At 67.8% G+C, this 24844-nt stretch carries 23 protein-coding genes; 20 read left to right on the top strand and 3 right to left on the bottom strand.

Annotated features, from left to right (window positions below):
* From recB to EBN1_RS07650, 6 genes are read left to right on the top strand one after another with little or no spacing between them, the layout of a single operon-like run.
* Positions 1 to 3690, top strand: coding sequence for an exodeoxyribonuclease V subunit beta (gene recB / locus EBN1_RS07675; protein ID WP_011237369.1), 3690 nt, complete (start codon positions 1 to 3; stop codon positions 3688 to 3690).
* Positions 3687 to 5555, top strand: a complete 1869-nt coding sequence (gene recD, locus EBN1_RS07670) for an exodeoxyribonuclease V subunit alpha (RefSeq protein ID WP_011237368.1) — start codon at positions 3687 to 3689, stop codon at positions 5553 to 5555. Before recB ends, recD begins: the two co-directional genes overlap by 4 nt.
* Positions 5552 to 6319 (top strand): molybdate ABC transporter substrate-binding protein, encoded by a 768-nt coding sequence (gene modA / locus EBN1_RS07665; protein WP_011237367.1) that lies wholly within the window; start codon positions 5552 to 5554, stop codon positions 6317 to 6319. Before recD ends, modA begins: the two co-directional genes overlap by 4 nt.
* Positions 6320 to 6994 carry a molybdate ABC transporter permease subunit gene (modB, locus tag EBN1_RS07660; RefSeq protein WP_011237366.1) on the top strand — a complete coding sequence of 225 codons (675 nt, stop codon included), beginning with the start codon at positions 6320 to 6322 and terminating at the stop codon, positions 6992 to 6994.
* Complete coding sequence (gene modC, locus EBN1_RS07655; RefSeq protein ID WP_011237365.1) at positions 6991 to 8124, top strand: molybdenum ABC transporter ATP-binding protein; 1134 nt, start codon at positions 6991 to 6993, stop codon at positions 8122 to 8124. The genes modB and modC overlap by 4 nt, the downstream gene beginning before the upstream one ends.
* A gap of 56 nt (positions 8125 to 8180) precedes the next feature.
* Entirely contained in the window at positions 8181 to 8822 is a 642-nt protein-coding gene (locus EBN1_RS07650) for an MBL fold metallo-hydrolase (RefSeq protein WP_011237364.1), read from the top strand.
* Positions 8823 to 8872: 50 nt separating this feature from the next.
* Here the strand turns inward: EBN1_RS07650 and mscL are convergent, their stop codons facing one another.
* Together mscL and EBN1_RS07640 are read right to left on the bottom strand one after the other, a co-directional pair.
* A complete protein-coding gene (gene mscL / locus EBN1_RS07645) occupies positions 8873 to 9292 on the bottom strand; it encodes a large conductance mechanosensitive channel protein MscL (RefSeq protein WP_011237363.1) in 420 nt (139 codons plus the stop codon).
* 188 nt (positions 9293 to 9480) lie between these two features.
* On the bottom strand, positions 9481 to 10101 hold the full coding sequence (locus EBN1_RS07640; protein ID WP_041647039.1) for a trimeric intracellular cation channel family protein: 621 nt from the start codon (positions 10099 to 10101) through the stop codon (positions 9481 to 9483).
* A gap of 86 nt (positions 10102 to 10187) precedes the next feature.
* On the opposite strand from EBN1_RS07640, the gene EBN1_RS07635 reads away from it, so the two are divergent.
* The 4 genes from EBN1_RS07635 to EBN1_RS07620 all read left to right on the top strand — a co-directional run bounded on the left by EBN1_RS07635 (position 10188) and on the right by EBN1_RS07620 (position 16480).
* On the top strand, positions 10188 to 11066 hold the full coding sequence (locus tag EBN1_RS07635) for a branched-chain amino acid ABC transporter permease (RefSeq protein WP_011237361.1): 879 nt from the start codon (positions 10188 to 10190) through the stop codon (positions 11064 to 11066).
* Between the two features lie 47 nt (positions 11067 to 11113).
* Positions 11114 to 12040 carry a branched-chain amino acid ABC transporter permease gene (locus tag EBN1_RS07630; RefSeq protein WP_041647038.1) on the top strand — a complete coding sequence of 309 codons (927 nt, stop codon included), beginning with the start codon at positions 11114 to 11116 and terminating at the stop codon, positions 12038 to 12040.
* A gap of 140 nt (positions 12041 to 12180) precedes the next feature.
* Positions 12181 to 15300, top strand: a complete 3120-nt coding sequence (locus EBN1_RS07625) for an EAL domain-containing protein (RefSeq protein WP_011237359.1) — start codon at positions 12181 to 12183, stop codon at positions 15298 to 15300.
* Between the two features lie 19 nt (positions 15301 to 15319).
* On the top strand, positions 15320 to 16480 hold the full coding sequence (locus EBN1_RS07620) for an ABC transporter substrate-binding protein (protein WP_011237358.1): 1161 nt from the start codon (positions 15320 to 15322) through the stop codon (positions 16478 to 16480).
* Between the two features lie 93 nt (positions 16481 to 16573).
* Here EBN1_RS07620 and mutY read toward each other — a convergent pair whose 3' ends face one another.
* On the bottom strand, positions 16574 to 17641 hold the full coding sequence (gene mutY / locus EBN1_RS07615) for an A/G-specific adenine glycosylase (RefSeq protein WP_011237357.1): 1068 nt from the start codon (positions 17639 to 17641) through the stop codon (positions 16574 to 16576).
* Positions 17642 to 17759: 118 nt separating this feature from the next.
* On the opposite strand from mutY, the gene EBN1_RS07610 reads away from it, so the two are divergent.
* The 10 genes from EBN1_RS07610 to EBN1_RS07565 all read left to right on the top strand — a co-directional run bounded on the left by EBN1_RS07610 (position 17760) and on the right by EBN1_RS07565 (position 24785).
* Positions 17760 to 18260, top strand: a complete 501-nt coding sequence (locus EBN1_RS07610; protein ID WP_041645995.1) for a flavin reductase family protein — start codon at positions 17760 to 17762, stop codon at positions 18258 to 18260.
* Between the two features lie 297 nt (positions 18261 to 18557).
* Positions 18558 to 19061: a hypothetical protein gene (locus EBN1_RS07605; RefSeq protein WP_011237355.1), complete on the top strand. Its 504-nt coding sequence runs from the start codon at positions 18558 to 18560 to the stop codon at positions 19059 to 19061.
* Positions 19062 to 19570: 509 nt separating this feature from the next.
* A complete protein-coding gene (locus EBN1_RS07600) occupies positions 19571 to 20932 on the top strand; it encodes an integrase family protein (protein ID WP_011237354.1) in 1362 nt (453 codons plus the stop codon).
* A gap of 28 nt (positions 20933 to 20960) precedes the next feature.
* Positions 20961 to 21302: a type II toxin-antitoxin system RelE/ParE family toxin gene (locus EBN1_RS07595; RefSeq protein WP_041645992.1), complete on the top strand. Its 342-nt coding sequence runs from the start codon at positions 20961 to 20963 to the stop codon at positions 21300 to 21302.
* Positions 21299 to 21586: a helix-turn-helix domain-containing protein gene (locus EBN1_RS07590; RefSeq protein ID WP_011237352.1), complete on the top strand. Its 288-nt coding sequence runs from the start codon at positions 21299 to 21301 to the stop codon at positions 21584 to 21586. The genes EBN1_RS07595 and EBN1_RS07590 overlap by 4 nt, the downstream gene beginning before the upstream one ends.
* 100 nt (positions 21587 to 21686) lie before the next feature.
* Complete coding sequence (locus EBN1_RS07585) at positions 21687 to 22247, top strand: hypothetical protein (RefSeq protein ID WP_011237351.1); 561 nt, start codon at positions 21687 to 21689, stop codon at positions 22245 to 22247.
* A gap of 72 nt (positions 22248 to 22319) precedes the next feature.
* Positions 22320 to 22514, top strand: a complete 195-nt coding sequence (locus EBN1_RS07580) for a hypothetical protein (RefSeq protein WP_041645990.1) — start codon at positions 22320 to 22322, stop codon at positions 22512 to 22514.
* The gene (locus EBN1_RS07575; RefSeq protein WP_041645987.1) at positions 22514 to 22951 is read left to right on the top strand and encodes a hypothetical protein; all 438 of its coding nucleotides are present in this window, start codon (positions 22514 to 22516) and stop codon (positions 22949 to 22951) included. The genes EBN1_RS07580 and EBN1_RS07575 overlap by 1 nt, the downstream gene beginning before the upstream one ends.
* Positions 22948 to 23526 (top strand): YdaU family protein, encoded by a 579-nt coding sequence (locus tag EBN1_RS07570; protein ID WP_011237349.1) that lies wholly within the window; start codon positions 22948 to 22950, stop codon positions 23524 to 23526. Before EBN1_RS07575 ends, EBN1_RS07570 begins: the two co-directional genes overlap by 4 nt.
* Positions 23523 to 24785 carry a DEAD/DEAH box helicase gene (locus EBN1_RS07565; RefSeq protein WP_241762824.1) on the top strand — a complete coding sequence of 421 codons (1263 nt, stop codon included), beginning with the start codon at positions 23523 to 23525 and terminating at the stop codon, positions 24783 to 24785. The genes EBN1_RS07570 and EBN1_RS07565 overlap by 4 nt, the downstream gene beginning before the upstream one ends.
* Positions 24786 to 24844: the final 59 nt, after the last annotated feature.

Genomic DNA, 24844 nt, shown 5'->3' with positions numbered 1-24844 from the left:
ATGACGACGCCCGCACCTGGCCCTGGCGCTGCCGACGAGCTCGACGTTTTCGGCTGCCCGCTCGACGGCATCCGCCTGATCGAAGCGTCGGCCGGCACTGGCAAGACGTGGAACATCTGCGGCCTGTTCCTGCGCCTGCTCGTCGAGCGCGAGCTGGCGGTCGATGCGATCCTCGTCGTGACGTTCACGCGCGCCGCGACCGCCGAACTGAAAAGCCGCGTGCGCGAGCGCATCGCCGGCACGCTCGCGTATCTCGACGGCACCGCCGCCGACGGCGACCCGTTCGTCGCGCAACTCGTCGCCGCACTCGAATCGCAGGCGATCGCACGCGCGCAGATCCGCGAGCGGCTCGACCTGGCGCTGCAGACGTTCGACGAAGCGGCGATTTTCACGATCCACGGCTACTGCCAGCGCGCGCTGGCCGACACGCCGTTCGCCGCCGCGCTGCCGTTCGCACTCGAACTCACCGAAGACGACCTCGAACTGCGCCTGGAGGCGGCGCGCGACTTCTGGCGCCGCGAAATCGCCAGCGACGCCTGCGCGGCCGAACTCGGTGAACTGCTGATCGCGCGCGGCGACAGCCCGGAGCGCTGGGCCACGCTGCTCGGCCGCTATCTCGCCCGCCCGCTCGCGCAAAAACGCTGGCCCGACGCCGGCGGCGAAGTGAAACCAGACCTCGCTGCCGTCCAGGCGGCGTTCGCCGACGCGTGCGCGCTGTGGCACGGCAACGGGCGCGACGCCCGTGACGCGCTGCTCGCGGGCCTGCCTGGCCTGAGCGCGACGAGCTACAAGGCTGACAGCGTCGCGCTGGCGGCGAAGAGCTGGACGAGTTGGCTCGCCGGCGGCGACCCGCTTGCACCGCTCGACGTGCAGGGCGGCAAGTTCGCGCTGTTTTCGGCGATGCGTCTCAATGAATGCGTGAAAAAGCACTGCAGCGCGCCGCAGCACCCTTTCTTCGACGCCGCGGCGCGCGTACTCGCGCTGCGTGACGAAGTCATCGCCGCGCTCGACGCCGCGCGCCTCGCGCTGCTACGGCGTTTTCTCGAAACGGGCTCGACGCGCTTGCGTGAAACCAAGCGCGAGCGGCGCCGCATCGCGTTCGACGACATCCTGTTCAACGTCCATGAAGCGCTCGCCGGCGCCGACAACCCGTGGCTCGCGGCGGCGCTGCACCAGCGCTACCCGGTCGCGCTGATCGACGAATTCCAGGACACCGATCCGCTGCAGTTCGAGATTTTCCGCAGCATCTACGCCACCGGCGGACGGCACGGCGGACTGTTCCTCGTCGGCGATCCGAAACAGGCGATCTACAGCTTCCGCAACGCTGACCTGCACACGTACCTGCACGCCCGCAGCGAAGCCGACACGCGCTACACGCTGAGCCATAACCAGCGTTCGGTCGGCGGCCTGATCGACGCCTGCAACGCGCTGTTCACGGCGAACCCCGCAGCGTTCGTGCTCGACGGGCTCGCGTACGAGACGGTCAGCGAAGGCGCGAAACCGCGCCAGCGGTTCGTCGACTCGTCGGCCGCGGCCGATCCGGCGTCGCTGCGCGTGTGGTGGATTGCGCCGGATGCTGACGGCGTGCTGCCGCTGCGCGCCGCGGTCGTCGCGCGGGCGGCAGCAGCGACTGCGGCGGAGATCGTCCGCCTCGTCGGCGAAGGTGCAGCGGGGCATATCACGATCGGCCCCCGTGCGCTCGCCCCGGGCGACATCGCAGTGCTGGTCAAGAGCCACAGCCAGGGCGCGCGGATGCGCGAAGCGCTCGCCGCGCTCGGCGTCGGCAGCGTCGAGCTGTCGCAACAGAGCGTTTTCCACAGCCCGGACGCCGAGGAGCTCGAACGCGTGCTGGTCGCGATCGCCGAGCCGGCGCACCTGCCGCTGCTGTCGGCCGCGCTCGCGACCGCGCCGATGGGCTTCGACGCTGCCGCGCTCGACGCCCTCGCGGCTGATGAAGCCGAGCTGCTGCGCGTGATCGCCCGTTTCACCGAACTGCGCGAAGTGTGGCTCGCGCGCGGTCTCGGCGTGATGCTGCGGCGCTGGATCGTGCAGGAGGGCATCAACGCGCGGCTGCTCGCGCGCGACGATGGCGAGCGGCGGCTGACGAACCTGCTGCATCTGGCCGAATGCCTGCATGAGGCCGCTGCCGACCACCCGTCGCCGGATGCGCTGCTGCGCTGGTTCGCGACCCGGCGACGCGAAGCGGGCGCGAGCGAGGCGACGCAGGTGCGGCTCGAATCCGACCGCAACCTCGTGCAGATCGTGACGATCCATCGCTCGAAAGGGCTCGAATACGGCGTCGTGTTCTGCCCTTTCCTGTGGGACGGCTTTCCCGGCCGCGGCGACGACGGCGAAGGCTGCGTCTATCACGACGCCGATGGCGGGCTGCTGCTCGACTTCCGTCCGTCAGCGCGCGACGACGACGACGTCAAGGCGGTGATGCGCCGCGAGCGCGACGCCGAGTTCCTGCGGCTTATCTATGTTGCGATGACGCGCGCGGTGTACCGCTGCTATCTTGTCGCCGGCTGTTACCTGAAGAAGAACGGCAAGACCGCTTCGCCGACCGAGAGCACGCGCAGCCTGCTGAACTGGCTCGTCGCCGGCGCCGGCACAAGCCACGCGGAATGGCTCCGGCACAAGCTGACGACGGACGACATCGAGGCGGCATGGGCGCGGCTGCTCGAGCGCGCCGAACCCGATCTGGCGATCGTCAACCTGCCGGCGGGCGGCAGTGCGCGGCTCGCGAGTGCCGAACCTGCCGCGGACGCGCTGCATGTGCTGCCGCCGCCGGTCCGCCTGCCGTCGGCGTGGCGGATCGGCAGTTTCAGCGCGCTGAGCCACGGCGCAGGCCATGAGGCGGCGGCGCAGGACCACGACGCCCGCGCCCTGCTGGTGGCGCCGATCGACGGCGCGACATCGATCGCGCCGGCCGCAGCGCCCGGCGACGACGACATCCTGTTCTTCCCGCGCGGCCCCACGGCCGGCGACTGCATCCACGCGGTGTTCGAACGGCTCGATTTCCCCGCGTCAGCGAGCCGCACGCCGGCCATCGCCGCGGCACTCACTGAACACCCGCAGCGCGCACCGGGCGGCGCGCCGCTGGCGCGCATGCTGGAGCGCCTCGTCGAGGACGTGCTCGCGACGCCGCTGCCCGGCGGCATCGTGCTCGGCCGCCTCGACTGCCGCCGCAAGCTCGTCGAACTCGGTTTCCACCTGCCGGCGCCGCGGCTGTCCGCCGAAGCGCTGAACGACTGGCTCGCACGCGCGGGCTATCATGTGCCGCGGCTCGCGTTCGGCGCGCTCGCGGGCTACCTGAAAGGCTTCATCGACCTCGTCTTCGAGCATGACGGGCGCTTCTACGTCCTCGACTGGAAATCGAACCACCTCGGTTTCACGCCTGAAGACTATGCGCCGGCGCGCCTCGAAGAGGCGATGCGGGCGCACGGCTACCATCTCCAGCATCTGCTTTACGCTGTCGCGCTGCACCGCCATCTTGGGCGCACGCTGCCGGGCTACGACTTCGAGCGCCATTTCGGCGGCGCGCTGTATCTTTTCGTGCGCGGCGTGCGGCCCGGCTGGCGGCTCGGCGAGCATCCGGCCGGCGTGTATTTCCACCGTCCGGACGCCGCGACCCTCGCGAGTCTCGACCGCCTGATCGGCGGCGTCCCCGCCCCGGAATCCGTGCGATGAACCCTCTCGACCTGCGCCTCGACCTGACTGCCGAAGCCGAGCTCGCGCACGGGTTTGCCGCGCATGCCGTGAGCTGGGCGCGCGCTGCCGGCGCGCCGGACGCGTGCCTGCCGCGGCTGCGCACGGCAGCGATGCGCGCGAGCCTCGCCGTCGCCGCGGGGCACGTGTGCGTGCCGCTCGCCGAGCTCGTCGCCGTGGACGAGACGGTTGCCGGGCTGCGCGAGGCGCTGCTCGCGAGCGGCGTCGTCGGCCGCGCCGCGGCGCCGGAGCCGCGACCGCTGCTGCTCGACGCGGCCGATCGGCTGTACCTGCGCCGCCATTACGACTGGGAACGGCGGCTCGCGACTGCGCTCGTCGCGCGCGCCGCAAGCGCGCTGCCAGCGCCGCCGCCGGCCGCCGTCGAGCGCCTCGGCGAACTTTTCGCCGCCAACGCGGCGCGGCTCGACGGGCGTGCCGACTGGCAGAAGCTCGCGGTCGCGCTCGCGCTCGAACGGCGCTTGACCGTCATCAGCGGCGGGCCCGGCACCGGCAAGACGACGACGGTCGCAGCGCTGCTGGCGTGTCTCCTGAGCGCCGAACCCGAACTGCGGGTCGCGCTCGCCGCGCCGACCGGCAAGGCTGCCGCCCGTATGCTCGACGCACTGCGCGCGCGCAGCACCTCCGTGCCGGAAGAGATCCGCGGGCGCCTGCCGCAGACTTCGCACACGCTGCACCGCCTGCTCGGCGTGACGCCGCAGCCCGGCCGCTTTCGCCATCACGCCGGCAATCCGCTTGCGCTCGACGTGCTGGTCGTCGATGAGGCGTCGATGCTCGATCTCGCGCTCGCGACGCGGCTCGTCGACGCGCTGCCGCCGCACGCGCGCCTGATCCTGCTCGGCGACAAGGACCAGCTCGCCGCGGTCGAGGCCGGCGCGGTGTTCGCCGAGCTGTGCGCCGACCCGTCGCTCGATACTTCCTGCGTTGCGCGGCTCGCGACCTTGACCGACACGCCGGCCGGGCGCATCGCACCGCCGCCGCCGCGCCGCGCGACGCCGCTCGCCGGCAGCGTCGTATGGTTCGCCGAAAGCCACCGCTTTGCCGCCGACTCCGGCATTGGCCGGCTCGCCGCCGGCATCAACGCCGGCGCCGGCGACGAAGTGCTCGCATGGCTGCGCGAAGGCGCGGACTCGTCAGTCGAATGGCTCGCGGACGACGGCGATGCGCCGTCCGCTGCGGTGCTGGCACGGCTGGAGCAGGGTTATGCCGGTTATTTCGACGCGCTGCGCGCGTACGACGGCGATCCGGCGCCGGTGTTCGCCGCGTTCGACCGTTTTCGCGTGCTGTGCGCGGTGCACGGCGGGCCGCGCGGCATCGACGCGACGAACGAACGGCTGTCGCGCCGCGCGCGCGCCGCACTCGCCGACGCGCCCGGCCTCGCTGTGTCGCCGTGGTATGCGGGGCGGCCGGTGATCGTGCTGAAGAACGATTACCTGCTGCGGCTCTACAACGGCGACGTCGGCATCTGCCTGCCGGACGCGCACGGCGAGCTGGGCGTCGTGTTCCCCGACCCCGCCGGCGGCTGGCGCGAACTCGCGCCGCTGCGCCTGCCCGCCCACGACACCGCGTTCGCGATGACCGTGCATAAGGCGCAGGGCTCGGAGTTCGCGAAAGTGATGCTGTTGCTGCCGGCGGCGCCGGTGAAAGTGATGACGCGCGAACTGCTCTACACCGGCGTCACGCGCGCCGCGCGCGAAGTCGTGCTCGCCGGGCCGGAAGCGGTGCTGCTCGCGGCGTGCGCCACGCCGACGCGGCGCGAAAGCGGCCTGATCGACCGCATGGTCGAAGCTGGCAACGCACACCGGGTGCCGCCGGGAGGTCCGCGATGATCGCGACGGTGCGCCGCCCTGTCGTGCTCGTGCTGCTCGCGCTCGCGCTATTTGCCCTCGTGCTGCCGGCCCATGCCGGCGAAGTGCGCGTTGCGGTGGCGTCGAACTTTGCCGCGCCGATGCAGCAGATCGCCGCCGCGTTCGAGCGCGATACCGGCCACAAGGCGCTGCTCGCGTTCGGCGCGACCGGCAAGTTCTACGCGCAGATCAGGAACGGCGCGCCGTTCGACGTCTTCCTCGCCGCGGACGCGAAGGCGCCGGCGAAGCTCGAAGAGGAAGGGCTCGCGCTGCGCGGAAGCTGTTTCACGTACGGCATCGGCCGGCTCGTGCTGTGGTCGGCGCAGCCTGGCTTCGTCGATGCGCACGGCGACGTGCTCAAGCGCAGCAACTTCCGCCATCTCGCCGTCGCGAGCCCGAAAACGGCCCCTTATGGCGCGGCCGCGCTCGAAGTGCTGAAGCGGCTCGGGCTCGCCGACGTGCTGCGCGAAAAACTCGTGACCGGCGAGAACATCGCGCAGACCTACCAGTTCGTCGCGAGCGGCAATGCCGAACTGGGTTTCGTCGCGCTGTCGCAGGTGGCGGCCGACGGCACGATCGGTCGCGGCTCGGCGTGGGTCGTGCCGCCGCAGTTCCACACGCCGATCCGCCAGGACGGCGTGATCCTCGCCCGCGCCCGGGACAACGCGGCAGCACATGCGTTGCGCGACTATCTCGCAGGCGACGAGGCCGCGGCGATCGTGCGCGCGTACGGATACGACCGCTGAATGGCGATCGACGCCGCTGGCCTCGCCGCGATCCGCCTGACGCTGGAACTCGCCGCAGTGACGACCGCAGTGCTGCTCGTCGTCGGCACGCCGATTGCATGGTGGCTCGCGCGCACCGGTTCGCGCTGGAAAGGCGTCGTCGGCGCAGTCGTCGCGTTGCCGCTGGTGCTGCCGCCGACGGTGATCGGTTTCTATCTGCTGGTCGCGCTCGGGCCGCATGGACCGGTCGGACAGCTCACGCAGGCGCTCGGGCTCGGCCTGCTGCCGTTCACGTTTGCCGGGCTCGTCGTCGGCTCGGTGTTCTATTCGCTGCCGTTCGTCGTGCAGCCGCTGCAGAACGCGTTCGAGGCAATCGGCGAGCGTCCCCTCGAAGTCGCGGCGACGTTGCGCGCCGGCGCGATCGATACCTTCTTCAGCGTCGTGCTGCCGCTCGCGCGGCCCGGCTTCGTCACCGCGACGATCCTCGGCTTTGCGCACACGGTCGGCGAGTTCGGCGTCGTGCTGATGATCGGCGGCAACATCCCGGAGAAGACGCGCGTCGTCTCGGTGCAGATCTACGACCACGTCGAGGCGCTCGAGTACGCCGAGGCGCACTGGCTATCGGCGGGCATGCTCGTGTTCAGCTTCGTCGTGCTGCTCGCGCTGTACGGGCGGAAAAAGGAAGTGGTGCGGTGAGCGGCGCTGTGCCGTTCGGCGCCGGGGCCGTGCGAACCGGCGCGATCACTGGGGACGAAGCGATCCGCGCGCGCTTCGGCCTCGGCTGGCCCGGTTTCCGCCTCGACGTCGACCTCGCGTTGCCGGGGCGGGGCGTGATCGCGCTGTTCGGTCATTCGGGGTCGGGCAAGACCACGCTGCTGCGCTGTCTCGCGGGACTGGAACGCGCCGCGGACGGGTATCTCGCAGTGCGCGGCGAGCTGTGGCAGGACGAGGCGCAGCGCCTTTTCGTGCCGACGCACCGGCGCCCGCTCGGCTACGTATTCCAGGAAGCGAGCCTGTTCGCGCACCTGACGGTGCGGCGCAACCTCGAATTCGGCCTGAAGCGCGTCCCGGCCGCGTCGCGCCGCATCCCGCTCGACCAGGCGATCGCGCTGCTCGGCATCGAGCCGCTGCTCGACCGCATGTCCGGGCGCCTGTCCGGCGGCGAACGCCAGCGCGTCGCGATCGCGCGGGCGCTGGCGACGAGTCCGAGGCTGCTGCTGATGGACGAGCCGCTCGCGGCGCTCGACGTCAAGCGCAAGCAGGAAATACTGCCCTACCTCGAACGCCTGCACGCCGAGCTCGACATCCCGGTTGTCTATGTCAGCCACGCGCCCGAGGAAGTCGCGCGGCTGGCCGACCACGTCGTGCTGCTCGCTGACGGGCGTGCGCTCGCCGCCGGGCCGATCGGCGAAGTGATGGCGCGCCTCGATCTGCCGTTCGCGCACGACGAAGACGCGTTCGTCGTCATCGATGCCCGCGTTGCCGCGCATGACGAGGCCTACGCGCTGACGCGGCTCGAATTCGCCGGACTGCCGCTGTGGATCACCGGCCTCGACATGCCGCTCGCGTCGCGCGTCAGGGCGCGCGTGCTCGCCCGCGACGTCAGCCTGGCGCTCACCGAGCGCCACGATTCGAGCATCCTCAACGTGCTGCCGGCGCGCGTCGTGTCGCTCGACGAGGCCGATCCGGGGCGCACGCTGGTGCGTCTCGACGTTGCCGGCACGGCGCTGCTCGCGCGCATCACGCGCCGTTCGGCCGCGCAGCTCGGCATCGTGCCGGGCCGCGACGTGTATGCGCAGGTCAAGGGCGTCGCGCTGCTGCGTTAGCGCAGTGAAATTTACGGCTAAACTGTCGCGCTGCTCAACCCGGATCCCCGCCTGCCATGATCGACCTGCGCATCGTCCCCGTGACCCCTTTCGAACAGAACTGCAGCATCGTGTGGTGCGACAAGACGCGCAAGGCCGCGGTCGTCGACCCCGGCGGCGACCTCGAGCGCATCCTCGCGAAAGCGAAGGAGCTCGGCGTCACGATCGAGAAGATCCTGATCACGCATGGTCACATCGACCACGCCGGCGGCACTGCGCAGCTCGCGCGCGAACTCGGCGTGCCGGTCGAAGGGCCCGAGAAAGCGGACCTTTTCTGGATCACCGGCATTCCGCAACAGGCCAGGACGTTCGGCTTCCCCGGCGCCGAGAGCTTCGAGCCCGACCGTTGGCTGCACGATGGCGACACGGTGACGGTCGGCGACGAGACGCTGCGTGTCATCCACGTGCCGGGCCACACGCCCGGCCACGTCGCGTTCTTCCACGCCGATGCGCGACTGGCGATCGTCGGCGACGTGCTGTTCGCGGGTTCGATCGGCCGCACGGATTTCCCCCAGGGCGACCACGCGACGCTGATCCGCTCGATCCGGCAGAAGCTCTTTCCGCTCGGCGACGACATCACTTTCGTCCCCGGTCACGGGCCGACTTCGACGTTCGGCGAGGAACGCCGCAGCAATCCGTACGTCGGCGACCACGCCTGAGGCGGCGCGGACGAGGCCGTTCCCGACAGTGTGTCGACGGCTTCGCCTGTTCAGCCGCGCTTGAGCGTGTCGCGGATTTCGCGCAGCAGCTTGACCTCTTCGGCCTCGACCGGCGCGGGCGGGGGCGGCGGTTCCGAGCGCTTGAGGCGGTTGATCGCCTTGACGGCGACGAAGATGGCGAACGCGATGATGAGGAAATCGATCGTCGTGTTGATGAACTGCCCGTATTTCACCAGTGGCGCCCCGGCTTTCTCGGCGGCTTCCATCGTCTCGTAAGTCTGGTCGCCGAGATTGATGTACAAGTGCCGGAAATCGACTCCGCCGAGCAGCCGTCCGATCACCGGCATCACGATGTCCTTGACGAGGGAGTCGACGATCTTGCCGAACGCGGCGCCGATGATGACGCCGACCGCCAGATCGATGACGTTGCCGCGCATGGCGAACTCTTTGAACTCACGCATAAAGCTCATTCCGGATACTCTCCTGTCGTTGTTGGCTTCCGGGACGGCGCCGCGAAACCGATGCCGGGGCCATCTTAGCGCCTGCCGGCGGCGATGCACAGCGCCCTGGCCCGGGCTGCGTTCGCGACGCGATGATACTTCCGTGACATGAACCGGCCGATTCGCGCAGGTTGCCACAAGTTCGCGCAAATACAGGGCTACAGGCGCGCGCTGAACACCGGCAGGCGCCAGCCGAAGCGCATCGCGCCGAGGCGGATCACGAGCACCACGACGCCGGCGGCGAGTGCCGCCAGGCCGGGCGTCGCGCCGGACGCTCTCATCGCGATCAGCAGCAGCGCGCCGGCCCAGGATGCGGTCGCATACAGTTCGCCGCTGAACACCAGCGGCACTTCGTTGCACAGCACGTCGCGCACGATGCCGCCGAATACGCCGGTGACGACGCCCATCAGGCTCGCGACGAGCCACGGTGTGCCGAGCGCAAGAGCCGCCTGCGTGCCGCTGACGGTGAACAACGCGAGGCCGACGGCGTCGGGCAGCAGGAAGAGCCTGCCTGGCAGGCGCACGAAGCGCACCAGCGCGAAAGTCGCGAGCCCGGCCGTCAGTGCGGTGATCAGATAGCTCTGATCGGCGATCCAGAACACCGTGCGGTCGAGCAGCAGGTCGCGCAACGAGCCACCGCCGAGCGCCGCCGCGAGCGCGACGATGACCATGCCGAAGAGGTCGAAACGCTTGCGCCCGGCTTCGAGCACTCCGGCGGCCGCCTGCGCCGCGACGCCGGCGAGGCCGATGCCATAGACGAGAATATCGATCGGAATCATGGGGCGCGAGAATAGCATCGCCGCGCCGTGATAGAGTCGCCGCGCGCCCGTTCCGGCGCAGCCTTCGTCCAGCCCGATGCGATGAAATGTCCGGTCTAGCGCTCGTCCAGGTACTCAGCAGCGGCATCGCGACCGGCTGCATCTACGGACTCGTCGCGCTGTCCTTCGTGCTGATCTACAAAGCGACCGGGACGGTCAGTTTCATGCAGGGCGAGCTGCTGATGGCGGGTGCGTTCGCAGTGCTTGCGCTGCACCTGGCGGCAGGCTGGCCGCTCGCGTGGGCGGCGGCAGGCGGCATCGCCGGGATGGCGGCGTTCGGCGCCGTGCTCGAGCGCACGCTGCTGCGCCGGGCGCTCGGCCAGGCGCACCTGACTGCGCTGCTGCTGACTTTCGGTCTCGGCATGATGCTGCGCGGCGCCATCGGCTCGGTGCCGGCGGCGACGCATTCGATGCATCGCCTGGCGCTGCCGTTCGCCGGCGAGAGCTGGCGCTTCGGCGGCCTGGCGATTGCCGCCGAGCACATCGTCGTGATCGGCGCGACGGCCGTGCTCGCGCTGGCGCTGACGCTGTTTTTTCGTCGCACGCGCGCCGGCATCGCGCTGCGCGCCTGTTCCGAAAACCCCGGAGCGGCCGCGCTGATGGGAGTATCGGTGGCCGGCATGCATACGCTCGCGTGGGCGCTCGGCGCCGGCCTCGCAGCGGCGGCCGGGCTGCTGCTCGCGCCGGTCACGTTCGTGCATCCGAACATGGGGCTCGTCGCGCTGAAGGCGTTTCCCGCCGCCGTGCTCGGCGGCATGACGAGCCTTCCAGGCGCGCTGGCCGGCGGAGTGTTCATCGGCGTCGTCGAAGCGCTCGCCGGGTTCGCGTTGCCCGAAGGGGTGAAGGACGTCGTGCCGTACGTGCTGCTGATGCTCGCGCTGCTGCTGTTTCCGCACGGCCTTGCCGGCGGCTTGCGGCGGCGATGAAAGGCGCGGTGATGCGGGCAGACGGGATCGTCCGGTGGACGGCGGGCATGATCGGGCTTGCAATGCTCGGCGCGCTGGCGCTGCGCGCGCTCGGGCCGGAGTATGTGCTGGCGCAGGCGGCGTTCGTGTTCACGTACGCGATCGCAGGGCTCGGGGTGGTTCTCGTCGTCGGCCAGTGCGGCCAGATCCCGCTCGGTCAGGGCGCGTTGCTCGGGCTCGGCGCGTATGCCGAGACGCTGCTGGCGCTTCACGGCGTGCCGGCGCCGTTGTCGCTGCCGCTGGCGATCGTGCTCGGTGCGGCGGGCGGCTGGTTCGCGAGCCTGCCGGCGCAGCGCTTGGGCGGGCTGTATTTCGCGATGAGCACGCTCGCGTTCGCGCTGATCGTCGAGGAAGCGCTGGTGCGCTGGGAGTCGCTGACGGGCGGCGCGGCCGGGCTCGCGGTGCCGACCATGACGCTGGGCAGTTGGTCCGCGGACACTGCGGCCGCGCAGGCGACGCTGAGCCTCGTCGCGCTCGTACTCGCGTGGTTCGCGTGCCGGCGCTGGGTGGCGTCGCGGCTCGGGCGGGCCTGGCGCGCAGTGCGTGAGGACGAGACCGCCGCGGCGGCAAGCGGCATCGACCTCGGCCGTGCAAAAATGCTGGCTTTCGTGCTTGGCGGGGGGCTGTCGGGGCTCGCCGGCGCCCTGTATGCGCACTGGATCGGCTTCGTCAGCCCGGAACAGTTCGGCCTGGCGCTGTCGTTCGAGCTGCTGATGCTGGTTTTCATCGGCGGCGCGCGCCGTCTTGCGGGCGCGTTGTGGGGCGCGCTGGTGGTGATCGGGATTCCGCAGGCCATTTCGCTCGCGAGCGAAGTGTTGCCCCCGCATCTGGCCGCTGCAGCGGGTCTCGAGACGCTGCTGTTCGGCGCGGTTGTCGTCGCAGTGGTCGTGCTGCGGCCCGAAGGCCTGGCAGGCCGGGGATCGCGCAGCTCGTGATGAATTGGGGATGAGGGTGAAGTGGTTGGCATCGAAATTTCACGGCGTCGCACTAAAGTGGTGTTCTGCCTGTCAGGGAGCGGTGGCGTGAAGGAACTCTTGATGTCTTATGCGCCGGCCGGACCGGGGCCGGAGTGATCATGGCGAACTGGCCGGAGTACGTTCGGCAGCGCCGTCCGCTCGTCGTCGGCATCGTCGTTTTCCTTGTCGCGGCAATGGTTTCTGGCGTGCTCGTGCTCGGCCTCGGGCACCCGGGCGACAACCTGGGGCTGTCGCTGAACGCCGCCGTGGTGTTGCTGTTCAGCCTGCTGCTCGGCGGGTTGGCCAACCAGATGGCGCAGTTGCGCGCGCACCGGGCCGATCTGCAGCGACTGGTGGCGGCACGCAGCGCCGAAGTGCGGGCGCGCGAGGCGGAACTGGATCGTGCCCAGTCGGTGGCGCATGTCGGCGAACAGCAGTTGCGCAAGTTGTCGACAGCAATCGAATGCAGCCCGGCATCGATCGTGATCACCGACCGCAGCGGAACCATCGAGTACGTCAATCCGCAGTTCGAACGCAGCACCGGCTACACCGCCCAGGAAGTGGTGGGAAAGAATCCGCGCATCCTCAAGTCGGGCAATCGTTCGGCGGACGAATACGCGGCAATGTGGGCGACGATCACTCACGGCCACGTGTGGCGCGGCGAATTCGAGAACGTGCGCAAAGACGGTGCGCATTACTGGGAGAGAGCCTCGATCGCCCCGATCCGGGCAGACGACGGGATGATTTCGGGTTTTGTCGCGGTCAAGGAAGACATCACGTTGCAGAAGCGGGCCGAGCGCGAGCTGCGCGATCGGGAAATGAAGCTCGCCGCGCTGATTGCGTCGTTGCCCGACCTGATGTTCGTCGTTGACCAAAACCGGTGCATCGCGGAGTTCCACGCCCCTGATCCCGGACTGCTGCTGACGCCGCCGGAGTGTTTTCTCGGCCGTCCGTATGCGCGAACGCTGCCGCCGGCAGTGGTCGTGAAGCTCGATGAGGCGCTGGAGGAAATTTCCGCCACGGGAGGGGCGAAGCAGGTCGAATACACGCTCGATTTGCCGCGCGGCAGGCACCATTTCAGCGCATCGGTCAGTCGCCTCGCCGGCAGCGGCCTCGTCCCGGAAGGCTTCATCGTGCTGGTGCGCGACCTTACCGAGCGCGTGCGCATGGAACAGGCGCTGATCGAAAGCGAGTTGCGCTACCGCGAGCTGTTCGCGAACAGCCGTGTCGTGATGCTCGTCATCGACCCCGTCGACGGTCGTATCGTCGAGGCGAACGCGAAGGCCTGCGAATACTACGGCTACGACCCGGTCTCGCTGACACGCATGAAGATCGAGGACATCAATGTGCCTGGTCGCGAGCCGCTCCGCTTCGAGATGGTGCAGGCGCGCAAGCCCGACACGTTCCGCTGCTGCCACCGGCTCGCCGGCGGGCAGTTGCGCGACGTCGAGGTGGCGAGCAGTCCAATCGAGATTGCCGGCAGGAAGCTGCTCTACTCGATCGTCCGGGATGTCACTGAACGCAAGCGCTTCGAGGAGCGCATGCGCCAGGCGATGGTGGTGTTCAAAGCCTCCAGCCAAGGCATCATGACGACCGATGCGCAAGGCGTGATCACGTCCGTCAACCCCGCGTTCTGCACCATCACCGGCTACCTCGCCGCCGAAGTCATCGGCCGCAAGTCGTCGATGTTCAAGCCCGAACGCCACGAGGCAACGTTTTTCGATGCGATGTGGACGTCGATCGTCGAGAGCGGCAGTTGGGCGGGCGAAGTGTGGAGCCGGCGCAGCGACGGCGACAGGTATCCGCAGTGGGTCACGATCACTGCCGTGCGCGACACCGACGGCAGGATCGCCGAGTACGTCACGCTGTTCAGCGATATCACCGAGCGCAAGCAGCAGGAAGTCGCGATGTGGCGCCAGGCCAACTTCGACCCACTCACCGGGCTAGCCAACCGCAGCCTGCTGCAGGACCGCCTCGATCGCGCGCTCGCCCACGCCCGTCGTCATGGGTGCAAGGTCGGGTTGCTGTTCCTCGACCTCGACGGCTTCAAGTGGATCAACGATTCGCTCGGCCACGACGTCGGCGACGAGTTGCTGGTGGATGTCGCGCGCCGCCTCAACAGCTGCGTGCGCGACGAGGACACGGTCGCGCGCCTGGGCGGCGACGAGTTCACGGTCGTCGTGCACGACCTTGCCGACCGTGCGGACCTCGGCGCGATCGCCGACAAGCTCGTCGCCGTGCTGCGCGAGCCTTTCGCGCTGCGTGGTGCGCGTCACCATATTTCCGGCAGCGTCGGCATCACGGTGTTTCCCGATGACGGTGACGACGTCCAGACGCTGCTGCGCAACGCCGACATCGCGATGTACAAGGCCAAGCAGGCGGGCAAGAACCGCGCCCAGCCCTATGCCCCCCACATGCAGGCCGATGCGCTCGCGCGCGTGCACCTCGAAGCGGATCTGCGCATGGCCGTCGAACAGCGCGCGTTCGAGCTGCATTACCAGCCGATCGTCGACTGCGCGAGCGGCGCGCTCGTCGGAGCCGAAGCGCTGATCCGCTGGAAGCATCCCGAGCGCGGCATGATCTCGCCGCTCGAATTCATCCCGGTGGCGGAAGAGTGCGGGCTGATCGTCCCGATCGGAGAATGGGTGCTGCGCGAAGTCGTGCGCCAACGGCGCGACTGGCTGGCGCGCGGCCATCCGCCGCTGCGTCTCACGCTGAACGTGTCGGGAGTCCAGTTCCGGGAAGCCGGCCTGCCGGAGCTCGTGCGTACGCTGCTCGCGGAATTCGGCACGGCCCGCAGCTCCCTGGTCTTCGAGATCACCGAATCGGTGCTGATGGGCGGGAGCGAAAACGTCGAGGCCCGCATGTGCGACATCAAGGAGCAGGGCATCTGCTTCGCGCTCGACGATTTCGGCACCGGTTTCTCGTCGCTGTCCTACCTCAAGCGCTTCCCCGTCGATATCGTCAAGATCGATCGCAGCTTCGTGCGCGACTGCCCGGACGACCGCAACGACGCGACTCTCGTCGAAGCGATCATCAACATGGCGCACAGCCTCGGGTTGCGCGTCACCGCCGAAGGCGTCGAATCGGCCGAACAGCGCGAATTCCTGCGCGCGCTGGGCTGCGACTACCTGCAAGGCTACCTGATCGGCAAACCGTTGGCGGCCGACGCGTTCGAGGCGCTCATGGCGCCGCTGCGAAGCGCTGCCGCGGCGCCGCACTGCACCGAGTCATGCTGATGGCGATCGCTGCGCTGCCATGACGTTCATCCGCCGCCTCTTGGGCGTCGTTGCGCTGGCCGTTTCCTGCACCGCGGCCGCCGAAGCGCCGGGCGTGAGCCGCGACGAGATCGTCGTCGGCAGCATCCAGGACCTCTCCGGCCCGATCGCGCTGCTCGGCGTGCCGGTGCGCGACGGCATGCTGATGCGCTTCGAGGACGCGAATGCGGCCGGGGGCGTGCATGGGCGCACATTGCGGCTCGTCGTCGAGGATTCCGGCTACGACCCGAAGAAAGCCGTGCTCGCGGCGCGCAAGCTGATCCAGCGCGACCACGTGTTCGCGTTCCTCGCGAACCTCGGCACGCCGGTCGTGATGGCGACGATGCCGATCGTCGTCGGCGCCGGGCGGCCCCACCTGTTCCCGTTCTCGCCGCACGAATCGACATACGCGCCGCGCCATCCGCTGAAGTTCCAGATGTTCGCGCCATACCAGGACTACATGGACGCGGCAACGCGCTTCATGATGCAGACCCGTCGCTACCGGCAGGTCTGTGTGCTGTACCAGGACGACGACTACGGCCTGGAAGTCATGAAGGGCGTCGAGCGGGCGTTGGCGGCGCTGAACCAGCCGCTCGCCGCGAAGACCAGCTACAAGCGTGGCGCGACCGACCTGTCGAGCCAGATCGCGCGGCTACGGGGCGCCGGCTGCGACTTCGTCGTCCTCGCGACAGTGGTGCGCGAGACCGTCGCCGCAGTCGCCGAAGCGCGCAAGACCGGCTGGACCGTCGACATGCTGGTCACCGCGTCCGGCTATTCGGCGCAGACGCACGAACTCGGTGGCAAGACCGTCGAAGGGCTGTACGGCGTCAGCGTGCTGCCGCACCCTTACGCCGAAGGCGCGAGTCGCCCGCTCGCCGAGTGGATCGAACGCTACCGGAAACGCTTCGGCGCCGCGCCGAACGTCTGGAGCGTGATGGGTTACGCTGCTGCCGACCTCTTCGTCAAGGCCGCTGAGCAGGCCGGGCCCGAGCTCAGCGTCGAGCGCTTCGTCGCCGCGATGGAATCGCTGCACACGCCGCGCGACTTCTTCGGCAGCCCGGAATATCGTTTCGGTCCCGACGACCACCTCGGCAACCGCCACGGGCGCATCGCGCAGATCCGCGATGGCCGTTGGGTGATCCTGACTGATTATCTGAAGTGAGTGCTGTCCGTTGGGGAAGCCGTGGCCGGGAAAGCGCTGCGCTTTCGGCGTTCGGCTGCGCCGAAACTTCGTTTTCCGCCCGACACAAGCGGCTCACGCCGCGCTGGCGAGCGCGTCGAGAATGCGCCGCACCGGCGTCGGCAGCCCGGCCGCGTCCAGGTCGGCGAGCGCGAGCCAGCGATGCCCGGCTTCGGCGACGCTGCGCCCCGCGTCCTCGACGTCGAAGCGGATCGGCGTGATCTCGAGCCGGAAATGCGTGAACGCGTGGTTCAGCGGCGCGAGCTGGAGGCTCGCGCGTGGCGCGAGGGCGAAGCGCGTTTGGAGCCAGCGCCCGGCATCCGGCTCGCTGTCGGGAATTTCCGGCAGCGCGAGCAGGCCGCCCCAGATGCCGGCAGGGGGGCGCTGTTCGAGCAGCACGCGCCCCGCCGCGTGAATCACTGCGACGCGCACGCGGCGCTGCGGCACGGCCTTGCGCGGACGCGCGGCCGGCAGCTCGGCGATACGGTCCTCGCGGCGTGCGACACACGAGTCGGCGAGTGGGCAGCGAGCACACGCCGGCCGGCTGCGCCTGCACACCGTCGCCCCCAGGTCCATCTGCGCCTGGATGTAAGTGCCGACATCCGTCGGCGGCAGCAGTGATTCGGCCAGCGCCCACAGCCGCGCCTCGACCGCCCGCTGGCCGGGAAAGCCGGCGACGCCGAACGCGCGGCACAGTACCCGCTTGACGTTGCCGTCGAGGATCGCCGCACGCTCGCCGAATGCGAACGCCGCGATCGCCGCCGCCGTCGAGCGGCCGATGCCGGGTAGCCGGGCGATCGCTTCGGCGCGCGACGGGAAGTTGCCGCCATGAAAGTCAGCCACCGCCTGCGCCGCCTTGTGCAGGTTGCGCGCGCGGGCGTAGTAACCGAGTCCGCTCCACAGCGTGAGCACCTCGTCGACCGGCGCCGCGGCGAGCGCCGCGAGGTCCGGGAAGCGCGCCAGAAAGCGCGCGTAGTACGGGATCACCGTGTCGACCTGCGTCTGCTGCAGCATGATTTCCGACAGCCATACGCGATACGGATCGGGAACGCCGTCGCACCTGTGCTGCCACGGCAGGTCGTGCCGGCCGTGGCGGCGATGCCAGTCGACGAGCCGGGTGGCGAAAGTCTTGTCTGTGTCCATTGCCCGCTGTTCCCTTCGTCTGCGTTGCCCGATGCCGCCTGCGCAGCGATAATCGCTGGTTCCATTCACTTCAGGCGCGGCAGGCGAAAACCTGCGATCCGCCGCCCGGCCTCTGCCCATGTCCCAGCCGCCCGTCACCCACCAGGAATTCACCCGCGCGTTCCGCGACACGCTCGGCATGTTCGCCACCGGCATCGCGGTGATCACGACCCGGGCGGCGAACGGCGAGGCGATCGGGCTGACGGTCAATTCGTTCAACTCCGTTTCGCTCGACCCGCCGCTGATCGTCTGGAGCCTGGCGCGCCACCTCCAGAGCCTGTCGGTGTTCGAAGCCTGCGAATACTACGCGGTCAACGTGCTGTCGGAAGACCAGCAGCACCTGTCGCAACTCTTCGCGACGCGCTCCGATGAAAAGTTCACCGGCCTGGACATCGACGAGGGCCTGTACGGCGTGCCGCTGCTGCGCGGCTGCTGCGCGCGCTTCGAGTGCCGCAACACCGTCCGCCACGAGGGCGGCGACCACCTCCTGTTCCTGTCGGAAGTCGTCCGCTTCGACCGCGAAGACCACCCGCCGCTGATTTTCCACAGCGGGGCATACCGACGGCTCGCGCGCGAATAGCGAGTAAGGACGCCTCGCTTCCGTCGGACGCAAGCCGGCGAGCAGGCTTCCCGAGAGGGCGGCGCGCGACGGGAACGCAGGTGCCCCGCTCGACCGCCGTCGCCGGGAATGCTGCTGCTGCAGTTCGGGAACTCCGGCCGTCGCCCTTCGATAAGCTCAGGGCGAGCGGATGTGGATGTATTTGATCGCCGGGTTGATGGAATGAACCGCGTTGAGACGATCGGATGAGCCGCCCTCGCTGCCGCGCCAGCGTTGACTATGATTACAGCGTTATCCAGTGTGATCGAGGAGGCTGAAATGAGTGAACAGATCCAGGTGGCCGTCAGCCGGGAGATCCGCGACAAGCTCATGGCGCTTTGCATCGAGCCCCATCGGGATCTCAATGATGTCATCAAGAGCTTGCTGCATCCCGGAAAGCATATGCAGATCAGCGTCGATCGCACGGTGTATGAGCGGTTGATGGGGCTTTGCGCCACGCCCTACAACGACGTCAATGCGGTCATCAAGGGGTTGCTGCGTCATCAGGAGCGGGGGATCCATGCGCCCGTATGCGAGGTGGAGCAGGAGTGTCCCGCGAGCGAGCAGGTTCAGATCGTGGTCGACGAGAGGGTCCACCGTCGGCTATCCGAGCTATGTACGCCGCCCTGCATCAACCTCGGCGACGTCATCAAGGGACTGCTGCAGCACGAAGGACGTGACACGGCGGCATCTGTCGCCCTGAAGACGGACCAGCGCGGCCACAGCTTCGGGGACGAGATCGCTGCGGCCCAAGCTGGAGTCTTCGATAGCCCCAACCCCTGATCGGCAGCAGCGCGGGTGGCTCGAGGACAGGTACGACGTGTCGCGGCGCCGGCGCGCTCTGCGAAGGTGGTGTGTACGGGGCTTCATCGTCGATACCTTTCCAAACTTGGCTCAGGATCGCTCTACCGGACCAGGATCGACGATGCAGTGCGCCGTCGGATTTTTTCTAGTCGTTCCCCAGTCGTTCCCGGACCTCCAGAAAGCAAAAGGCCAGTCCGCGAGAACTGGCCTAAGTGCTTGAATCTGTTGGTGGGGGCAGTAGGATTCGAACCTACGACCTACTGATTAAGAGTCACAATTTCCATCAATTCCGCCCACTCCCATTCAACACCGAAATTGCAGTAAGTGACTGATTGCGCTAAGGCTACACGAATCAGAACGTTGATTTGTGTTGAGCGATATTGCTACAATCTGGCTACACCGTGGCTACACGGGAGCGCGTGTAGCCAAATTCTCGTGTGTCATCAGAGGCCGGCTACCCCGTGTAGCCAGAACCCAGAGGACATATCATGCAACGCGAACGCCTGACGCCCGACCGCATCCGCCGCTTCAACTGCCCGGACGGGACGAAGCAAGCTTTCCTGTGGGACACCGTGGCCCCCAGGCTTGCTGTGCGCGCGACGGCTGGCGCGAAGTCCTACATCTTCGAGGCGAAGCTGAACCGGCAAACCATCCGCCGCACGATAGGCGACGTGCGCGCCTGGAATCTCGACGACGCCCGCGCAGAAGCGAACCGCCTGCAAGTGCTGGTGGAGTCCGGCACCGACCCGCGCGAACTCGACCGGCAGGAGGCCGAAGCGAAAGCCGCCGCCAAGGCCGCGCAAGAGGCCGCCAAGCGCACCGCCGACGAACGCAGCCGCTACACCCTTCGCGCGCTGTGTGACGCCTACACGGGCCATCTCGAACGCACTGGCAAGGACAAGAGCGCCGCCGCAACCCGTTCCGCCTTCAAGTGCCACGTTTTCACGCACGAAACGATTGCCGCCGCCCCGGCCCGCGAAGTGACCTCGCACCAGATCGCCGCGATGGTGCGCAAGGTGCGCGAGGCCGGCAAGGAACGCGCCGCCGGGATACTGCGCAGCTACCTGTCTGCCGCCTTCAATGCCGCCAAGCGCGCGCCCTTCGATTCCGCGATGCCTGCCGATCTAATCGCCTTCGGTATCGAGCACAACCCGGTCGACAACATTCCCGCCATCGCAGTGCAGGCCGGAAACCGCACCCTGTCCGCCGACGAGCTGCGCGCCTACATCAAAGCCCTTGGCGACGAACTGCCGGACCAAGCCTTGCGGCTGGCGCTTCTCGCCGGAGGGCAGCGCATGGCGCAACTGCTGCGCGCCAAGGTGAGCGACTACGACGCCGACACCGCGACGCTTCGACTGTGGGACGGCAAGGGCAAACGGCAGAGCGCCCGCGAACACCTGCTGCCGCTGGCACCGAAAGCCGCTGCACTCGCTGCTGGTCTGGTGGCCCGGGCCAAGAAGCGCGAGCAGAAGCGCGCCGAAGCTGCCGGCGAAGCCCCCGGCGACGTGGGCGGCATGTGGCTCTTCTCGACGCACGGCAAGGTGGCGATGATTTTCACGACACCGGGCAAGCGCGCCGCCGAAATCAGCGTCGGCATGAAGTGCGAGCCCTTCGACCTGCGCGACATCCGCCGCACCTGCGAAACGATGCTCGCCGGCATGGGAATATCACGCGACACCCGCGCGCAACTGTTGAGCCACGGCATCAGCGGAGTTCAGGCCGCCCACTACGATCGACACAGCTACACCGACGAGAAGCGCGCCGCACTCGTGGCGTGGGAGGCGAGGCTCGACGCCATCGAGAAAGGCGAGAAACCGGCCGGCAACGTGGTTACCCTGCGCAGTGCCTGAACTGTTCCAATGGATTACACTCCTACCCATGCAAACCGTTGCCGAGCTGCCCGAGTACATCCGCACCGCCGACAAGCTGCTGAGCGCCGAAGAGCGGCAAGACATCATCCGCTATCTGGCCGAGCACCCGAAGGACGGCGATCTAATGGAAGGCACGGGAGGCGTGCGCAAATTGCGCTGGCGGCGCGGTGGGCAGGGCAAGAGCGGGGGCGTTCGCGTCATCTACTACTTCCACGACGACGCCATGCCGCTGTACCTGTTGACGCTGTTCGCCAAGGGCGACCGGGCCAACCTGAGCAAGGCGGAGCGCAACGAACTGGCGGGATTGACGACGCTACTGGTCAAAGCATGGAGAGGGAAACGAGCATGAGCACCGCATTCGACAGCATCAAGCGCGGTTTGATGGAGGCCATCGATCACGCCGAAGGCCGCGCCCCGGCAACCCGCGTTCACCGCCCGCGCCCGGTGGACGTGAAGGCGTTACGCGCCAAGGTGGGCATGACGCAGGAGCAGTTCGCGGCCCGCTTCGGATTCTCGACTGCAACCCTTCGTCATTGGGAGCGAGGCGATCGCACGCCACACGGCCCCGCACTCGTGCTGCTGAACGTCATCGATCGCAATCCGGCCGCTGTCATCGAGGCCCTGAGCGCCTGACCGAGCAATGCCGCGCCTACCTCGACGGAGGGAAAACCGGGACACCTTCACCCGGCTGGCGCGGCACCCAAACGAAGGAGCGCGAGAAGGAGCGCGATGCATGGCAGAAAGCAGAGCTAACCGCACGAATGAAAATGGCGTCTGGCGCTATCTCGACCAAAGCGACGCCGAACTTGTGTGCCTGTCGCACTTTGACTACCCGATTGAAGCCGTAGATGACTTCATTGACGGTTTGCACGGGGTGACTTTGCCCGAAGAAACCATTGTGCTGTTACGCGGGATGCGTCACGACGCATTGCAGGCATACATCGGGAAAAACATCGCACTTATGGAAGCCCATTTGCGCGGATTGCACATGGCCTGCCGGGCTGCCGGGATGTTGGATGCAGCACGAATAGGCGTGAAATTCAAACGCGGCAGAAAGCCAAACACGCCCGGGCCAGTTCGCAAGGCAATCGCCAAACTGCTGGCGAAGTCGCCGGAACTGAAGAATCCTGACCTCTGGAAAGCCATCGAGGCGAAGCCGCCAAGGGGATGGCAGGTTTTTGACAACCGAGTCGGACGGTATATCGAGGGTCCGAAAGCTGGCCCCCACATGAACATGAGCTACGCGCGGTTCTGCACTGTCGCCAGCGAGGAGCGCAAGAAGCGCAACGGCTGAAAATCATGGGTTAGCGAACCCTTGAGAGCGGCTTAGCAAAGTGGCACCACTCGTTGAAAAGGAGTGAGTGCCATGCAAATCAACACCCCCCGCCGTTATACGACTTCCGAGGCCGCCGCCGTCGTGCGGTATCAGCCTCAAACCCTGCGCCGCGAACTGTGCCTCAAGGGCCATTTCCACGGCATTCGCCCCGCCAAGCTTCCGGGGGGCCGTCTGCTGTGGGATGCAGCGAAGGTTGATGCACTCGCATCTGGCGAGGTGGCGTAATGAAAAACGCCCGCCCCCAAACTTCGGAAGCGAGCGCCCGTGACAAGCGCCATTCTACCTCCGCCGACCTTTTTCCGGAACTGAAGCCGGCATCCCGCGCGCCGATCCTGCCGAAGCCCGGAACCGTCAAGGCGAAGGCCCTTGCCGCGCTCATCGCCGGCCCGGTGTCGCAGCCGACGTTCCCGCATTCGTGGCGACTTGCCGCGTATGTCGACGAATTGATCGATGACGGATGGGCGATCCTGTCGAAGGACATTGCCTTCCACGGTCGCGTCATCGCGGAATACCGGATCGATCCGCAAGACCCGGCGACCCGTGCAGGCCTCGCAGAGTACGGGCAGCGCGGATTCATTGCGCCGCACCTGCTGGGCTTGCTGGCAGTCTCCGCGCCCGCTGTGGCCGCGCTGGTGGCGCTTGTGTGGGGGTGGCTGGCATGACGGCACGCTACGCTCCCAAGACGCCGTATAAGTTCGTGCTCAACCTGCCGGCGCACATCGCAGACACCGTTCATCTGACCGCCGAAGAGCACGGCGCATACCTTCGCTTGCTGTTCGCATACTGGCGCAGCGGCCCGCCGAAGGACGATGACCGCACGCTCGCCCGCATTGCCGGTATGTCGATTGATGAATGGGCCGAGATCCGCCCGATGGTCGAACCGTTCTTCGATGTGCTGCACGGGCAATGGCTTCACTGGCGCTTGGACGAAGAACTCGAAGCTGCCTACGACGCCATCAACAAGGCGAGCAATGCCGGTAGGGCTGCCGCGAAAGCCCGGTGGGGAAAGGGAAAATCGGGCAGCCAGAATAATGACAAATGCGAAGGCGATGCGACCGCATTACGATCGCATTGCGAATCGCAGTTCCAAATGAAAGATAGGGAGCACGCACCGCGCGCAGGAGCCAACCCCAAGCCCAAAAACCCCCGGGCCAAGGCAAGCAAGTTTGTTTCGGGCGACTTCGAGGACGATGTTCGGATCGCGGAACGCGACATGGGAATCGGGGGTGAGGTATGAGCGCCCCGACCCAGCTTCGCCCGTATCAGGAAAGGGCGCTTCACGAGACACGCTCTGCCTTGGCCCGGGGGGTTAGGAGGGTGCTGGCCTACATGCCGACCGGTGGAGGCAAGACGGTTTCCGCCGAGGCCATGATTCGCGGAGCGGTCGCCAAGGGAAAGCGAGTGCTGTTCATCGCCAACAGGAAGCAACTGGTGGCGCAGGCCTCCGCGCACCTGACCCGCGCCGGCATCCCGCACGGCATCCTGCAAGGGGACAACACGCGCAGCCTCGACGCGAAGGTGCTGGTGTGCAGCATCGACACCATCGCCGTGCGCGGCATCCCGGACGACGTGGCGCTCCTCATCATCGACGAGGCGCACGCAGCAGCGGGCTCGAAGAAATACCGGGAGCTGATGTTCAAGCTGAACCGCGTCCCGGTCATCGGTCTGTCTGCTACGCCCTTCGCGCCGGGCTTGGGCAAGCACTACGACGAACTCCGGGGGCCGCTGTTCGAGGAGCTTGTCATCGGCGCGACGATCCGCGAACTGGTCGAACTCGGCAATCTGGTCGACGTGGAGTGCTATGCGCCTGCCGACCCGGATCTTTCCGGCGTGCGGACACAGCGCGGCATCGGTGGCGAACTCGACTACAGCGAGACGCAACTCGCGGAAGCGGTCGATAAGCCGCAACTCATCGGCGACATCGTGCAGCATTGGTTCAAGCTGGCGCGCGGGAAACAGACCGTGGTGTTCGCTACGAGCATCGCGCACTCGCAGCACATCGTCACCGAGTTCATCCGGGCCGGCATCGCCGCCGCGCATATCGACTATCACTTCGACGACGACGAACGCGCCGCCGTGCTGGATCGCTTTGCGCGCGGTGAAACCATGATCCTGGCGAACGTGGGATTGTTGGCCGAAGGCTGGGACTGCCCGGCGACCGAGTGCATGATCCTCGCCCGCCCGACGAAGAGCCTGATTCGCTACATTCAAATGGTGGGCCGCGTGCTCAGGCCGCATCCGGGCAAGGAACGCGCCGTGCTGCTGGATCACAGCGGGACCGTGCTGCGACTCGGGTTTGCGACTGACGATCTACCCCTCGAACTGGACGACGGCAAGGCGAACGCATCCGCCCGCAAGAAGGAGGAGCGCAAGCCGTCCGAGCCGAAAGCCTGCCCGAGCTGCAAGTTCGTCCGCCCGGCCGGCGTGCATGTGTCACGGATCGGCATAAAGGCGCCGGGCATGATCGGCGTAATGGCGCCACTTGGAGGGGTTTGAAAGTGGCGTTTCGAACGGTGCGGAGGATGGGGTAAAACGCTCATAAGCGCAAGGGTCGA

This window comes from Aromatoleum aromaticum EbN1 (genome assembly GCF_000025965.1).
Taxonomy (GTDB): Bacteria; Pseudomonadota; Gammaproteobacteria; order Burkholderiales; family Rhodocyclaceae; genus Aromatoleum; species Aromatoleum aromaticum.
The sequence above is the reverse complement of the archived record's forward strand: the minus strand, read 5'-3'. Positions and strand labels throughout refer to the sequence as shown.

What these genes read in the sequence shown, in the direction of transcription:
- EBN1_RS07565 (WP_241762824.1), top strand. Translation starts at nt 23,523, where the DNA reads ATGAGCGCCCCGACCCAGCTTCGCCCGTATCAGGAAAGGGCGCTTCAC.
- mscL (WP_011237363.1), bottom strand. Translation starts at nt 9,292, where the DNA reads ATGAGCTTTATGCGTGAGTTCAAAGAGTTCGCCATGCGCGGCAACGTC.
- EBN1_RS07605 (WP_011237355.1), top strand. Translation starts at nt 18,558, where the DNA reads ATGAGTGAACAGATCCAGGTGGCCGTCAGCCGGGAGATCCGCGACAAG.
- EBN1_RS07640 (WP_041647039.1), bottom strand. Translation starts at nt 10,101, where the DNA reads ATGATTCCGATCGATATTCTCGTCTATGGCATCGGCCTCGCCGGCGTC.
- EBN1_RS07570 (WP_011237349.1), top strand. Translation starts at nt 22,948, where the DNA reads ATGACGGCACGCTACGCTCCCAAGACGCCGTATAAGTTCGTGCTCAAC.
- EBN1_RS07595 (WP_041645992.1), top strand. Translation starts at nt 20,961, where the DNA reads ATGCAAACCGTTGCCGAGCTGCCCGAGTACATCCGCACCGCCGACAAG.
- EBN1_RS07600 (WP_011237354.1), top strand. Translation starts at nt 19,571, where the DNA reads ATGCAACGCGAACGCCTGACGCCCGACCGCATCCGCCGCTTCAACTGC.
- EBN1_RS07580 (WP_041645990.1), top strand. Translation starts at nt 22,320, where the DNA reads ATGCAAATCAACACCCCCCGCCGTTATACGACTTCCGAGGCCGCCGCC.
- recB (WP_011237369.1), top strand. Translation starts at nt 1, where the DNA reads ATGACGACGCCCGCACCTGGCCCTGGCGCTGCCGACGAGCTCGACGTT.
- recD (WP_011237368.1), top strand. Translation starts at nt 3,687, where the DNA reads ATGAACCCTCTCGACCTGCGCCTCGACCTGACTGCCGAAGCCGAGCTC.
- EBN1_RS07635 (WP_011237361.1), top strand. Translation starts at nt 10,188, where the DNA reads ATGTCCGGTCTAGCGCTCGTCCAGGTACTCAGCAGCGGCATCGCGACC.
- EBN1_RS07650 (WP_011237364.1), top strand. Translation starts at nt 8,181, where the DNA reads ATGATCGACCTGCGCATCGTCCCCGTGACCCCTTTCGAACAGAACTGC.
- modA (WP_011237367.1), top strand. Translation starts at nt 5,552, where the DNA reads ATGATCGCGACGGTGCGCCGCCCTGTCGTGCTCGTGCTGCTCGCGCTC.
- EBN1_RS07625 (WP_011237359.1), top strand. Translation starts at nt 12,181, where the DNA reads ATGGCGAACTGGCCGGAGTACGTTCGGCAGCGCCGTCCGCTCGTCGTC.
- EBN1_RS07620 (WP_011237358.1), top strand. Translation starts at nt 15,320, where the DNA reads ATGACGTTCATCCGCCGCCTCTTGGGCGTCGTTGCGCTGGCCGTTTCC.
- mutY (WP_011237357.1), bottom strand. Translation starts at nt 17,641, where the DNA reads ATGGACACAGACAAGACTTTCGCCACCCGGCTCGTCGACTGGCATCGC.
- EBN1_RS07590 (WP_011237352.1), top strand. Translation starts at nt 21,299, where the DNA reads ATGAGCACCGCATTCGACAGCATCAAGCGCGGTTTGATGGAGGCCATC.
- modB (WP_011237366.1), top strand. Translation starts at nt 6,320, where the DNA reads ATGGCGATCGACGCCGCTGGCCTCGCCGCGATCCGCCTGACGCTGGAA.
- EBN1_RS07585 (WP_011237351.1), top strand. Translation starts at nt 21,687, where the DNA reads ATGGCAGAAAGCAGAGCTAACCGCACGAATGAAAATGGCGTCTGGCGC.
- EBN1_RS07575 (WP_041645987.1), top strand. Translation starts at nt 22,514, where the DNA reads ATGAAAAACGCCCGCCCCCAAACTTCGGAAGCGAGCGCCCGTGACAAG.
- EBN1_RS07610 (WP_041645995.1), top strand. Translation starts at nt 17,760, where the DNA reads ATGTCCCAGCCGCCCGTCACCCACCAGGAATTCACCCGCGCGTTCCGC.
- EBN1_RS07630 (WP_041647038.1), top strand. Translation starts at nt 11,114, where the DNA reads ATGATCGGGCTTGCAATGCTCGGCGCGCTGGCGCTGCGCGCGCTCGGG.